Below are 13,803 nucleotides of genomic sequence, written 5' to 3'. Positions count from 1 at the left end.
TATAAATTTGTTATCATTTTTACATAAAATAATATAGTTTTTAACTTATTATTTTTATTATCTAAAAATGTTTTTTTTATATTTAAAGAGGTATCAAAATGAAAAAAGTTAAAATATTACAGTTAACAACTATAATATTATTTGCAATCACGGTTTTAATTATAATTACTGGTCTATACTTAATTTGATTTAGTAACTTTTATTTTAAATTCAATAATAATGAACAATGCCATTCAAATTTTAAAGATGGATATACAATGTTAAAACATTTTGGTTTAAGTTATACTATTAGCACTTCAGCAAGTTCTTTCTGTAATTTAAGTCATTTTCCTGATAATTACTATCCTTGAATTCAATTACAAATTGGAGTTATTTTTTGTATAATTATCACTCCAATCTTACTATATATAGTATTTCTATTCATAGTAATTATTTTTGTTTTTAAAATAAGAGAAAAAAATAATAATTTTTGAGATGCAATCGAAAATTGTGAAATAATTAATAATTACTATGTTCATTAATTTTTATTAATATACTTTATCTTATTAATATTTTAAAAATGAAACTTAATTTTGCTAAGGTTTATTTTAACTAAATATTCTATAAACATTATAATATTTTTATTATAATGTTTTTTATTTTTTTAATAATTTTATTTTATTCTTTTAAAAAATAACTTCCCTTGATAATTTTGATTAGTTTTATCATTATAATTTTTGCTTCCAATATATAAATTATTATCTACAGGTAATAAACTCACTACAACACCATAATCTTTATTTCAACCAAATACTTCAGTAAAAGTAATACCACCATCAGATGACTTATATAATCCACCTTTAAAAAATTTATTATCAATAACTTGAACTCTACTTCCAACATATAAATCATTATTAACAACAGCTAAACTTCAAATCTCACCATAATTTTTATTATTTTTTCAACCAATAGTTTCTGTTATTTTTTCTCCTTTAAGAGAAAGTTTAAATAGTCTACTTTCATATAGTTGATTTCTACTTCCAATATATAAATTATTACCAAAAACTATTAAACTCCAAACTTCACCATTATTTTGATTTCATTTTTTTAACAATTCTAATATTCCATTAGGTTTAAATATTAATAAATTTCCAGTATATGTACCAGTTTTAGTACCAATATACAAATCATTATCAATAACCGCTAAACTTCTAACTTCACCATATGTTTCAATTCAATCCTTAATTTCTGATACTTTTCTATTAGATTCAATCATAAATAACTGGATGGGTTACACTTTATTGGACATAGTGTTGGAGTTAAAAAAGATGCATCATTAGTATATCAAGCATTTATGCAATCAAATCACTGTTTAAAAGATATTGAAATATTTCATACTGATCGCGGTAATGAATTCAATAATAAAACTATTGATAAACTTTTATTAGCTTTCAACATAACTCGATCTTTAAGCAAAAAAGGATGTCCTTATGACAATGCTGTTGCTGAAGCAACTTTTAAAACTTTCAAAATTGAATTTATTAATGATAAAAATTTTACATCATTAATCCAATTAAAATTAGAATTATTTGATTACATCAATTGATATAACAACATAAGAATTCACAGTACTCTAAACTACCTAACTCCAATTAGTTATCAAAAACAAATGTCTACCAAAAAATAGTCCTAAAAAGGGTTGCCATTCCAAACTTACCATAACAATCAGAAGTTCTTGTTCCAACATATACATTATTGCCCATAACTACTAAACTATAAACTTCTCCTATTATTTCTGATATTTGTGTCAAAATATTTTGTTTAGGAGAATATCTAAAAAGTCCATTAGCAAAAGTTGCTACATAAACAGTTCCATCATTAGTAACAACTAAACTAGAAATATAACCATTAATACCAGTAATTGGTGTTATTATTTTATCTTTTGTATTACTTGCATTATCTTTAATTTTATATACACCATTACTAGTTCCGACATATAAATCATTTTTTATATTTAATAAAGTTGATATTGCACCATAAGATTCAGGTCAATTAAAAATATTTAATTTTTCTTGATATACCCCCTCATTTTGAACTAATATTTCAGAAATTGCTATAATACCCCCGATTAATCCACCAGCCAAAACTGTCCCACCAACCATTCCTACAATAACTTTTCTTTTTCTTCTAATTTCTTTTGGCATAAATTAAAATCTCTCCTTAATTTTATTAAATTTTTGTAAATTAATTTTACATTATTCTTAAAACAAATTATTGATATGCTTATTTTACACATATATAGTGTTTATAATAAAAACACCTCCAATTTATCTAAAGAAATACAAATTAAAAAAAGAAAGTTATTTAAATAAAAAAATAAATTATAAGCAAAAATAATATATAAAATTCTAGTAATACTATAAAAATAATAAAAAAAGAGTCTCAGACTCTTTTTTTATTATATTAACGTTTTGAAAATTGTGGTGCTTTTCTGGCTGCTTTTAAACCATATTTTTTACGTTCTTTCTTACGTGCATCACGAGTTAATAATCCAAATTGTCTTAATAATGTTCGATAATCTTCTGACACCTTAACTAAAACATTAGATAAAGCTAAACGTGCTGCACCAGCTTGACCAGTTCTTCCGCCACCTTCAACTTTGATATTAATTTCAAAGTTTTCTAACGTATTAGTTACTTTTAAAGGTAATAACATATCTTGAACTAAGATTTCTTGTTCTAAATATTTTAAAGGCTCAAAACCATTAATTAATATTTTTGATTGACCAGTATTTTTTAAATGAACACGGGCAGTTGACGTTTTACGTCCGCCTGAACTTGAATAAGTTACGGGTTTATTAGATGTTGTCATAAAAGTCTACTCCTCTTGGCCTAATATTAAAACTTCGGGGTTTTGGGCTTGATGTTGATGTTGATCATGGTTATAAACATGAAGATGTGTAAATTGCTTACGACCTAAGGTAGTATTTGGTAGCATACCTTTAATCGCTATCTCTACTAATTCAGAAGCATCTTTAGCAATCATACTTTGTACATTACGTACACGTAATCCACCAGGATATTGTGAATGGTTATAATACTTCTTATCTTGTAATTTATTACCTGTTAATTTAATTTTGTTTGCATTAATAATAATGATATAATCTCCACAATCTAAATGTGGTGTAAATGAAGGTTTATTTTTACCACGCAATATCATTGCAACTTTAGTTGCAAAACGTCCTAAAATTAAACCACTGGCATCAATAACATATCACTTTTTTTCAATGTTACTGAAATTCATTGTTGTTTGACGCATTTTTTTCTCCTTACAGTGTAATTTTACCGGGACTACATTGCTTAAAGCATTAATAATTATATAGAAACTTATTTAAAAAAACAAGTATTATCAAAGATTTAATAATTATTTTTACACAAAATTATCGATTACAAAATAAATAATTAAAAGTTATAACTAACTCTTATAAAAATATTTATTTTTTAAAAATAATTACATTAAACATTTTTTTATTATATATTATTTTTTTCAATTATAAACTTAAATTAAAAAATATATACCAAAATATATCATTATTTAAACAATAAATTAAAAACTAAAAATAAATTAAAAGGAGAATAAATAACTATGAAAAATTTAATAAAACTAATGACAACATGTTCTTTATTAATGACAAACATAATCTCAACATTAAGTAATGCAAATCATAATACAAGTAATTTTCAAAATAATTTTTATACTTTAGGAGACAGTTTATCAGATGTAGGAGCATTGGTTGGTGCAGGAAGTCAATTTTTTCAAAATATTTCCCTCCCAGAGGAACTTATGAAATCTCATGATGTACAATTAAAACCTCCTTATTATCAAAATCGATCTTGATGTAATGGCCCTGTTGCAACCGAATTAATTAGTAAAAAATTAAAACAAAAAGTTACAACTGGATGAGACTTTATAGCATTAAATGGTCAACATTTTTCACAAATAGGTACTAACTACGCTGTTGGTGGAACATTTATAGAAAAAGTTTATGGTCTTGAAGGTTTATTTTTAAATAAATTTTCACTTGATGAGCAAATAAAATCATTAATAAAACAACATAGTGATTTTTATAATGATGATTTAGTTTTTATAAACATTGGAACTAATGATTTAATGTGAATAATTGATCATAACATTACTGATATTGATAATGCTATTAATAAAATTATTAATAAACTTGATGAAAATTTAACAGAATTAATTAATAAAAATATTAAAAAAATAGTTATAACAAATATTGCTGATATGGGATTAATTCCTAACTATAAAGAAACTATTAATCAACAACCAATGACAAATCTTGTAAATAAATTTAACTTAAAATTAACTGAAGAAATTAAAAAAGCAAATAAAAACTTTGAAAAAACAAATATTAAAGAGTATAATGTTTTTTCAAAATTTAATAAACTATTTGAACAATTCAAAAATAGAGGAAGTCAATACCAAGATTCAAATGCTACTAAAATTGATATAAATACTCTTAGAAAAAATGGAATATTACAACCTCAATATGTTTCTGGTGCAAACTCACAAAATATTGATAATTACTTTTTTTAGATCAATTTCATCCAACAAAATGAGTTCAAGAACAAATTGCTAATGATTTATACAAATTTTTATACAAATTTAATAATAAAAATCTATTTGAAGTAGATTATCGTCCTGCTGCACATGATTGAATAAAAGTAAAAATTAGTTATGATAACTTTTTACATATCCAAAATATCTATAATACTGAAAAACAAGAAAATTTTAAACAATTATTTTTTAAAATTATCAATAAATTTGCAAAAGAAGACGATACTGGATTGGCTGGTAGTATAAGTCAAGATGATATTTATACAACAATAAAAGTTATTATTGATCATTTTCAAGAAATAAATAATTTTTTTAAAAGACTACCAGAAGATCAAGGAATAAGGCTTGTTACAAATAGAATTGGTTCATGAGATAAAAATGATAGTATGGGTGTTTTTAGTCAATAAATAAAAAATGGTATTAAAAATAAATAATTAAAAAATTTTAATCAAGTTTACTCATAATAATTAACATTAAATATTTTTTATTGTATATTAATTTTTTCACATATAAACTTTAATTAAGATTTATCAAAACTATATTGCTTATCTTTAATATCATAATTATGAACTTAAATAAAAATATTATTATAAATTAAAAGTAAATATTTTTAAATAAATCTTAAGATAATAATAAAAAACTATATAAATTCATAAATATAAGTTTAAAATAATAAGTCTATCAATTATATTTATCTAAAAAATATTAAAAGTAATAAAAAGGGGGGTTTTATTAATGAGAACATTATTAAAAACATATAAAATACTACAAAATACAATTTACGTTGATAGTAATGGAGAAGAGCAAACAACTAGTAAAATAGACTTATCAGATATAAAAACTACTGAAATTGTTCAAATTGGATTTTATGAAAATAAAATTGGAGAAATTCAAGTTGTTAAAATGCCAAGATTAATTGAAAAAGTACCTGACAAACTACCATCAGAAATAACATCATTGCAAGAAATGTTTTCTGGTACCTCAAAATTCAACCAAGACATTTCAAACTGAGACACTTCAAAAGTGACAAATATGACATCAATGTTTTCTCTTACACAATCATTCAATCAAAATATTTCAAAATGAAATGTTTCAAATGTAACAACTATGCATAATATGTTTGGTGGTGCTTCAAAATTCAATCAAGATCTTTCAAACTGAAATACTTCTAATATAACAAATATTAGTTACATGTTTTACTATGCAAAATACTTTAATGGAAATATTTCAAAATGAAATACTTCTAAAGTAACAGATATGAGTTACATGTTTTGTAATGCTCTTGAATTTGATAAAGATTGGATGGGTTACACTTTATTGGACACTAATTACATAGACAAGTGAACAAATTAGTTAAAAGAAAGGAATTATAATTATGGTCACTATTAACTCATATTCAGATGAATTTAAAAAACAAATAGTAGCTTTATATCAAAGTGGCAAATCAGTATCTTGCCTTGTTAAAGAATACAATGTTACAAGAGCAGCTACTTACAATTGAATTAAGCAATTTACTAATTCAGGTAGTTTTAAAACTAAAGATAATCTTTCAGATTTAGAAAAACAATTAATTCAAGCAAATAAAGAATTAAAACAGTTACGAATGGAAATTGATATTTTAAAGCAAGCAGCACTAATAATAGGCAGAAAGTAGAGATTATTGCAAATAATAAATCTAAATATAAAATTCGCACAATGTGTCATTTTTTAAAACTCTCTAAATCAACATATTATTTTAATTTAAAGAAAAAAAATAAAATTCAAAATAATATTTATGAACAAGCTGTTATTAGTGCTTTTAAAGAAAATAAAGAAGTTTATGGTACTAGAAGATTAAAAGTCATACTAGCAAACCAAGAAATTTATTTATCACGCAGAAAAATTAAAGAAATTATGAATAAGCATAATTTAATATCAAAATACACTAAATTATCATTCAAAAATTATCATAATAAAGTCAATGATAGTCAAATAACCAATCTTGTTAATAGAAACTTTAATAATAGAATTAAAAATGAAGTTATTGTTAGTGATTTAACTTATGTTCAAGTTAATGGTAAATGAAACTATATTTGCCTATTAATCGACCTATTTAACCGCGAAATTATTGGACATAGTGTTGGAGTTAAAAAAGATGCATCATTAGTATATCAAGCATTTATGCAATCAAATCACTGTTTAAAAGATATTGAAATATTTCATACTGATCGCGGTAATGAATTCAATAATAAAACTATTGATAAACTTTTATTAGCTTTCAACATAACTCGATCTTTAAGCAAAAAAGGATGTCCTTATGACAATGCTGTTGCTGAAGCAACTTTTAAAACTTTCAAAATTGAATTTATTAATGATAAAAATTTTACATCATTAATCCAATTAAAATTAGAATTATTTGATTACATCAATTGATATAACAACATAAGAATTCACAGTACTCTAAACTACCTAACTCCAATTAGTTATCAAAAACAAATGTCTACCAAAAAATAGTCCTAAAAAGGGTTGCCATTCCAGATCTTTCAAAATGAAATGTAGAAAAAGTAATAGACATGCGTAGTATGTTTGCTGGTGCCGAAAAATTTAATCAAGATCTTTCAGATTGAGATACTTCTAATGTAAAAGATATGAATTTTATGTTCTATGATGCAAAAAAATTTAATCAAGATCTTTCGGTTTGAAAAGTAGAAAAAGTAATAGAATATATTGATTTTTTCTGGAATTCAGGAGTAACTGATATCAAAAAAATGCCAAAATTCAATAACTAACTTTTTAAGTTAAATCCTAAATTTTATTATATAAATTTAAATTATTTTTTAAAAAAAATAATAACTAAAATTTAATGATATTTAATTGTAAAAATAATATTTGACAAATAACATTACTTATCCTATAATTAACAAGCATTCACGAAAGCAGCAAATAAGTATTATTAAGTTGCAAATAGTTTACCCTCAAAGATTATTCTTTTTATTAGTAGAATTTTCTATTAATCTTAATAGTAACCAGTGCTGTTCTGGCGAATTGTAAACTATCTTAATGAGAACTTATTAAAGTCTCTTTGTGTTTGTATACATTCCAAGGAGGTTTTTATTATGTCAAGATATACTGGTCCAGTTTTTAGAAAATCAAGAAGATTAAACTTCTCAATTCTTGAATCTGGTAAAGAATTTGCAAAAGGAAAAAAGCGAACATTCGCTCCTGGACAACACGGTCAAAAAAGAATTAAACTTTCTAACTATGGATTACAATTACAAGAAAAACAAAAAATTCGTTTCACTTATGGTTTAAATGCTCGTCAAATGAAAAATTTATTTGATGAATCAAAAAAAACTCATGGTGTTACTGGTACTAACTTGTTGGTATTCTTAGAATCAAGATTAGATAATATTGTTTTTCGTTTAGGTTTATCTTTAACAAGAAAAGGTGCTCGTCAATTAGTAAATCATGGTCATGTTTTAGTTAATGGTAAAAAAGTTAATATTCCTTCATATCGTGTTAAAATAGGAGATAAAATTACTATTACTGAAAAAGCACAAAAAAATGCAAAAATTATTGAAGCATTAAGCGCTAATGCTTCAACATTACCATTTATTGAATTCAATAAAAAAACATTTATTGGTACATATGTACGTCATCCACTACGTGACGAACTAAATACTGATATTAATGAAGCATTAGTTGTTGAATCATATGGACGTGCTTAAAATTAATAATTAATTTAAAATCTGTTATCAATTGATAACAGATTTATTTTTTAGATGGTAAATGTCAATAAAAGCATTTATCATTTTTTTGTTTTTGAAAAAATAAAATATAAATTAATTATCTATCAATCAATTTCCTTAAACAAAACTAACAATTAATTTTTCTCCTACTACTATGTCAATTAAATTAAATGATATAATGTTAATTAGAGATGAGGAAAGGAAAAATAAAAATGATTAAAAATGAAATTTCTGAAAAAATAGTTAGTATTACTTTTGTAATAGCTGTTATGATAACAGCTATTGGTTGATTAGGAATTAATAAAAATAAAAAGAAATATTTAATTTTATGAATAGCTATAATTCCTTTAATTTTTAGTAGCGTATTTCCATTTTTTACGAGGCTTTTTAATAATCTGTGTATCTTTGTTTTACAAAGTTACTAATTTAGATTAATTCTGTCTTCAAATTTTATCATAAAATGAGCAATTGCTGTATTTCAATTTTGAATAGGCAATGTTCATTTTTTTGTTATATTTTCAATTGCCAAGTAAAATATTTTGAAAACTGCCATATCATTAGGAAAAACTTTTTTATTTCTGATGATTTTTCGTAATTGACTATTAACAGATTCAATAGCATTTGTAGTATAAATCACTCTTTTGATTTCTACTGGATAACTAATAAAAACCATTAAATTATCTCAATTTTTATATCAAGATTTAGTAATTTGAGTATATTGTTTATTTCATTTACTTTCAAACGATTCTAAAGCTTGCATTGCTTGTTCTTCACTACATGCACTATAAATTGGTTTTAAATCTGCAACTAGACCTTTTCGATGTTTGTATGAAACATATTTTAAACTATTTCTAATTTGATGAACAATGCATAATTGATGTTCTGTTTTAGGATAAACTGATTGTATTGCTTCTGACATGCCTGTTAAATTATCACTACAAGCAATAAGAATATCATTTAAGCCACGATTTTTCATTTCTGTGAAATTAGATAATCAAAACTTAGAACCTTCATTTTCACTAATTCATAATCCTAAAACATCTTTTTTGCCTTCTAAATCAACTCCTAATGCTATATAAACTGATTTGTTAATAATCCGTTTATCTTGTCGTACTTTAACTACTATACAATCAAAATAAACAATGGGATAAATACTTTCTAATGGTCGATTTTGTCATGCTTTAACATCATCAATAACATCATCAGTAATTTGACTAATAACACTTTCACTAATATCAGCACCATGATATAACTCTTGCAACTGCATTCTAATGTCAGATAATGTCATTCCTTTTGCATACAAGGAAAGAACTTGTTGATCAAAACCATCAAATCTTCTTTGCCTTTTAGGAACTATTACAGGAGTAAAATTACTATTGCGATCTCTTGGTACATCAATTTCAATTTTACCTTGTTGAGTTATTAATTTTTTTGAACTTGTACCATTACGAGCATTTTCAGTAGTACTATGTTGATTTTTTTCATATCCTAAATAATTTTGCATTTCAGAATTCAACATTTTTTCAACTAATCTTTTTGTTAATTCTTTATATAAACCGCCAGGTTTAAAAACTGTTGTTAAATCTTCAGTATTTTCTAGTAATAAATCTACTGCTTTTGATATTGGATCATTATTATTAAAGTTATCTTTTTTAGCCATCTGTAACTCACTCTTTCTAGTCATTTAATTATATTTACTAGAATTAATTAAACATAGTTATTTTTGTAAGTTACACAGATTACTAAACATTTCCAAAATTCTTATTAAAACACATTTAATAAATTTTATTTTATTTTGATTTTTTAAAAAAAAAATTCAATTTTAATCTATAATAATTGTATTTCTGTATTTATCTTATTACATTTAAAAATAACCATTTTAATATAAATTAAAATATTATATGTTCTATTACCAAGCATTTCTTTTAAAACATGTCAAATATTTGTTTCAGTATAACAACCAATATTTCACTTTGCACTTTGATTTTCAATACCTTGTTTATTATTTTTAAAATATTTTTTCTTTAATTTTTTATGATTATCTAATTCTTTATATAAATATTCAATTAATTTTTCATATTGACCATTATTAATTAAATTTTTGCAATAATTATATTCTTTTAAATATTTTGCTTTATTTCCAGCCATTATACCAAGATATAATGTTCTAATTAAATGGAATTTATCTAAAACAAACTGTGTACTTAAATAATCAGCAACTTCTTTAATTCATCCTGCACTATCACCACAAATAATAATTTTTGCTTGTTCAATGTTTTCGTAAAATTTTTGACAATGTTCTTTAACAAATTCAGCAGTTTTTTTAACTCCAATTTTTGTTTTTGTTGGTCTAATAATTGCTTTTACTCTTTTATTTTGTACTTTGTGATTAATATTATCTGTATATGTTAATATTAATCGCATAGAATGTTTTGTACCTTTACGTTTAAAATTTCAAAATTTTCGATGACCATCATCAATTGCTACAAAAATAGGTTGATTTTTTTCTAATTTTACTTTTACTGGATTTGCTTCAACTATTTCAAAATTTTTAAAAACTCTATGAACACTACTAACACTAATGCCTGCTTTTTTACAAATAACACAAATATCACGATATCTTTTTCCATCTGCAAAATTTTCAATAATAGTATCTTCAATATCTTCACCAATTCTTTTATATTTAGGTAATTGTAGTATTTCATCAACTAAACAAACACGAATTCATTCTTGTAATTCTTCATTAAAATATTCATAAATTCTTCTTTTATATGTTACCATTCCATATAATGTTTTTCTTGTTCGATATTGATAGTCAACAATTTTATATTTCTTTTTATCTCTTGTATTTTTTATTCTTCAATCTCATTTTTCTCATTTCTTTGTTATATGTTCTAAAATTAAATTATCAATTTTAGGATATTGTTCTTTATAAGTTCATTTATAATTAAAATCCATATTATTCTCCTAACTATTTTTTAAAAATCTAAATTTATTGTAAATATTTTAAAAATATTAATTTACTTGTTTATTATATACATATATAAGTGTAATTTTAAATAAAATAAAAAATATTTAAAAAACAACTTTCATATTTAAAATATAATAAACAATTTCAATATAATTAATAGTATAGGTATTACAAAATAAACGCCTTTAATTTAGGCGTTATTTTCTATTTAAAAGCATACTTGTAAAAATAATAAAAAATCAGTACAATTTAGAAGTAAAATTAAAGAAAAAGAGGAGTTTAATATCATGAATTCAAAAAAAATATTTCGAAAACAATCACTAATTCAATCAAAATTAAAAATATCTAAGAAACAACAAATTATTAAAAACAAAAAAGAAAAATTAGAAAAAATTATACTTAATATTAATAAAGTTAATTGAATGAAAGAACAAAATGAAATTTTCAAAAAATATTTTAATAATTTAAAAAATGATAATTGCTTAAAAACTTTTAATAATGAAAAAGCATTAGATATAAGTATCGATAATTTATTTATTAAATATGAATTAAGAAACTATTCTGAACTAGCAAATTTTGTTGCTGAACAACATGAATATCAAATTTCAAAAAAATTTCAAAAAGAAAGAGAAGAAAAAAAAGAAGAGTTTATTAAACTTATTAAAGTTGGTTTTATGTATGGTGTTGAAGAGCCTTGATGTAATAATCAAGGAGTTGCTATATTGCCTTATGTTATTAAAGAAAATAAATATTATTTTTTATTGGTTAAAGAATTAAATACATTATATAGTGAAGAGCCTACTTGGGCTACTATTACAGGTGGTTTAGAAAAATATGAACTTATCCAAACTGTTATTAATGAAATGTGAGAAGAAACTGGTATTGATATTATAGATAAAAAAGATAAAATTAATTATTGTAATACATATTATGGAAATAAATCAAGTACAAAAAAATGAAATATTTTTTATATAGATTTAACAGATATGAATTTAGATTTAAATATAACTTATAAAGGTAGTGGTGATGGTACAGAAATAGAAAAAAATACTTTTGCTAAATTTTTTAATTATGAGGAAATGGAATCTAAGTGTCGTGATTTATTTTGTTTAGCTATTTGTCAAAAAATATTTAAAAATGAAAATCAAAATAAACTATCAATTCAAGATAACATAGAACAAATTAATAATCAATGAATAAGTACAGACTTAAGAAATCAACCATCAATAAGTAAAGGAACATATCGTTTATAATTAAAATTTAATAAAATGATTATTTAAAAGGAGTAATTTAATATGAAAACATGAATAAAAACAAATTTTTATAAAATAACATCAATTTTAGCATTAGTTCTTGCTACAACTGGTTTAATAGTTGGTTCAATAGCACAAAATAAAACTAGTGGTTATCAATCATTTTTAGGACATGATTATACAGTTTACTGGGGGGGCTGGAACAACAATATGAGAAACCAAAAATTTATATGATGAAAACAAAATAGATTTATATTTTGATATTAAGCCAAAATTTAAAGAGGATATAAAATGAAATGGTCAATATCCTAATGGATATTTTGATAATTAAATTTCTAAGTTTATGTAAGAAATGTTTTCATTATATTTATCAAATAAGTTAATATTAGTTAGATTTATTTCTTGTTTATCAGTTATTAAAATTAAATCATAGTCACCAGCACCAAATATACCACTAATCTCAACCCGATTTAAATTAGTAATTGGGTTTTTAATTTGTAATTCAAATTCATTAATATTATCAATTTGTAAAATTTCTTCATAAAATTCCAATTTTGAAAATAATTGTGATTTATTTGAACCATATAAATTTAAAGCATTTTCAATTTTATTGTTACTAATAATTGTTCTTGTAAAATATTTTCCATATTCACCATTTGCTAATGTTCAATCAGCAGGAATTAATGAAGGTATATTATTACTTTCTAATTCATTTGTAATAGATAATCAGTTAAATTGATTATCATCTAGTTTGAATAATTGATTTTGACTAATATCATTATTTTTTAATTTAATATGATTTATATCTGTAAAATCAAAATATTGAGATTTTAATATAACTTTTACGTCTTTATATTTTCAAATATCTTTATCACTAGGTTTTATTGGACTTGATTTTAATTCAAAATAATAAGGTAATAGTATTTTATTATCATCATTTAATTCTTTATTTATTGATAAAGATGAATAAATATATTTTGATAACATAATAAATACTTGTTTAAATATTTTAACTTGTGATAAATTGATGTAATTTGGATAATCTAATTCTCACTGTCTAAATAAATTAGTAATAATTTCATCAGGTTTTTGTCCTGAAAATGTATCACGTAATATTGCCATTTTATTTGTTGGTTTACCTGTTTTTTCATCATATGTAGCACCTTCAAAGTTTCTATTATAGTTATATGGATGGGTTACACTTTATTGGACACTAATTACATAGACAAGTGAACAA

16 protein-coding genes and 1 pseudogene are annotated in these 13,803 nt (G+C 22.8%); 10 read left to right on the top strand and 7 right to left on the bottom strand.

Annotated features, from left to right (window positions below):
* Window positions 1-652: 652 nt before the first annotated feature.
* Window positions 653-1,255 (bottom strand): hypothetical protein, encoded by a 603-nt coding sequence (locus tag AAHM95_RS01290; RefSeq protein ID WP_342273886.1) that lies wholly within the window; start codon window positions 1,253-1,255, stop codon window positions 653-655.
* Between the two features lie 24 nt (window positions 1,256-1,279).
* Between AAHM95_RS01290 and AAHM95_RS01285 the strand changes: the two are divergent.
* Window positions 1,280-1,666, top strand: a pseudogene (locus AAHM95_RS01285) (transposase); the annotation flags it as partial.
* Here AAHM95_RS01285 and AAHM95_RS01280 read toward each other — a convergent pair.
* From AAHM95_RS01280 to rplM, 3 genes are all read right to left on the bottom strand, one after another.
* On the bottom strand, window positions 1,653-2,183 hold the full coding sequence (locus AAHM95_RS01280) for a hypothetical protein (RefSeq protein WP_342273884.1): 531 nt from the start codon (window positions 2,181-2,183) through the stop codon (window positions 1,653-1,655). The pseudogene AAHM95_RS01285 and the gene AAHM95_RS01280 overlap by 14 nt on opposite strands.
* A 259-nt stretch (window positions 2,184-2,442) precedes the next feature.
* Entirely contained in the window at window positions 2,443-2,850 is a 408-nt protein-coding gene (rpsI, locus tag AAHM95_RS01275; RefSeq protein WP_281748548.1) for a 30S ribosomal protein S9, read from the bottom strand.
* A 6-nt stretch (window positions 2,851-2,856) separates the two neighbouring features.
* On the bottom strand, window positions 2,857-3,297 hold the full coding sequence (gene rplM, locus AAHM95_RS01270; RefSeq protein WP_342273883.1) for a 50S ribosomal protein L13: 441 nt from the start codon (window positions 3,295-3,297) through the stop codon (window positions 2,857-2,859).
* A gap of 327 nt (window positions 3,298-3,624) precedes the next feature.
* On the opposite strand from rplM, the gene AAHM95_RS01265 reads away from it, so the two are divergent.
* The 7 genes from AAHM95_RS01265 to AAHM95_RS01235 all read left to right on the top strand — a co-directional run bounded on the left by AAHM95_RS01265 (window position 3,625) and on the right by AAHM95_RS01235 (window position 8,767).
* A complete protein-coding gene (locus AAHM95_RS01265; protein ID WP_342273882.1) occupies window positions 3,625-4,593 on the top strand; it encodes an SGNH/GDSL hydrolase family protein in 969 nt (322 codons plus the stop codon).
* A 251-nt stretch (window positions 4,594-4,844) separates the two neighbouring features.
* Complete coding sequence (locus AAHM95_RS01260; protein WP_342273881.1) at window positions 4,845-5,021, top strand: BAR domain-containing protein; 177 nt, start codon at window positions 4,845-4,847, stop codon at window positions 5,019-5,021.
* Between the two features lie 328 nt (window positions 5,022-5,349).
* Window positions 5,350-5,967, top strand: coding sequence for a BspA family leucine-rich repeat surface protein (locus tag AAHM95_RS01255; protein WP_342273880.1), 618 nt, complete (start codon window positions 5,350-5,352; stop codon window positions 5,965-5,967).
* Window positions 5,968-5,989: 22 nt separating this feature from the next.
* Window positions 5,990-7,107 (top strand): IS3 family transposase gene (locus AAHM95_RS01250; RefSeq protein ID WP_338975281.1). Its coding sequence is split into 2 segments (ribosomal slippage): window positions 5,990-6,260 and window positions 6,260-7,107, totalling 1,119 coding nucleotides; the frame shifts between segments, so codons are not numbered across the junction.
* Window positions 7,077-7,382, top strand: coding sequence for a BspA family leucine-rich repeat surface protein (locus AAHM95_RS01245; RefSeq protein ID WP_342273946.1), 306 nt, complete (start codon window positions 7,077-7,079; stop codon window positions 7,380-7,382). The genes AAHM95_RS01250 and AAHM95_RS01245 overlap by 31 nt, the downstream gene beginning before the upstream one ends.
* Window positions 7,383-7,709: 327 nt before the next feature.
* On the top strand, window positions 7,710-8,321 hold the full coding sequence (gene rpsD, locus AAHM95_RS01240; RefSeq protein ID WP_174480874.1) for a 30S ribosomal protein S4: 612 nt from the start codon (window positions 7,710-7,712) through the stop codon (window positions 8,319-8,321).
* Between the two features lie 233 nt (window positions 8,322-8,554).
* On the top strand, window positions 8,555-8,767 hold the full coding sequence (locus tag AAHM95_RS01235; RefSeq protein WP_342273879.1) for a hypothetical protein: 213 nt from the start codon (window positions 8,555-8,557) through the stop codon (window positions 8,765-8,767).
* On the opposite strand, the gene AAHM95_RS01230 is transcribed toward AAHM95_RS01235, so the two are convergent.
* Together AAHM95_RS01230 and AAHM95_RS01225 are read right to left on the bottom strand one after the other, a co-directional pair.
* Window positions 8,764-10,002, bottom strand: a complete 1,239-nt coding sequence (locus AAHM95_RS01230) for an IS256 family transposase (protein ID WP_342273945.1) — start codon at window positions 10,000-10,002, stop codon at window positions 8,764-8,766. The genes AAHM95_RS01235 and AAHM95_RS01230 overlap by 4 nt on opposite strands.
* Before the next feature lie 167 nt (window positions 10,003-10,169).
* Window positions 10,170-11,300, bottom strand: coding sequence for an Mbov_0401 family ICE element transposase-like protein (locus AAHM95_RS01225; RefSeq protein WP_342273878.1), 1,131 nt, complete (start codon window positions 11,298-11,300; stop codon window positions 10,170-10,172).
* Between the two features lie 300 nt (window positions 11,301-11,600).
* On the opposite strand from AAHM95_RS01225, the gene AAHM95_RS01220 reads away from it, so the two are divergent.
* Entirely contained in the window at window positions 11,601-12,566 is a 966-nt protein-coding gene (locus AAHM95_RS01220) for an NUDIX domain-containing protein (protein ID WP_342273877.1), read from the top strand.
* A gap of 42 nt (window positions 12,567-12,608) precedes the next feature.
* Window positions 12,609-12,833, top strand: coding sequence for a hypothetical protein (locus tag AAHM95_RS01215; RefSeq protein WP_342273876.1), 225 nt, complete (start codon window positions 12,609-12,611; stop codon window positions 12,831-12,833).
* A gap of 60 nt (window positions 12,834-12,893) precedes the next feature.
* Here the strand turns inward: AAHM95_RS01215 and AAHM95_RS01210 are convergent, their stop codons facing one another.
* Window positions 12,894-13,688 carry a hypothetical protein gene (locus tag AAHM95_RS01210; RefSeq protein ID WP_342273875.1) on the bottom strand — a complete coding sequence of 265 codons (795 nt, stop codon included), beginning with the start codon at window positions 13,686-13,688 and terminating at the stop codon, window positions 12,894-12,896.
* Between the last annotated feature and the right edge of the window lie 115 nt (window positions 13,689-13,803).

Origin of the sequence: Spiroplasma endosymbiont of Phycita roborella (genome assembly GCF_964031195.1) — a bacterium.
GTDB classification, from domain to species: domain Bacteria; phylum Bacillota_I; class Bacilli_A; order Mycoplasmatales; family VBWQ01; genus Spiroplasma_E; species Spiroplasma_E ixodetis_A.
Note: the sequence above shows the minus strand (reverse complement) of the source record. Positions and strands in the feature narration are given on the sequence as shown.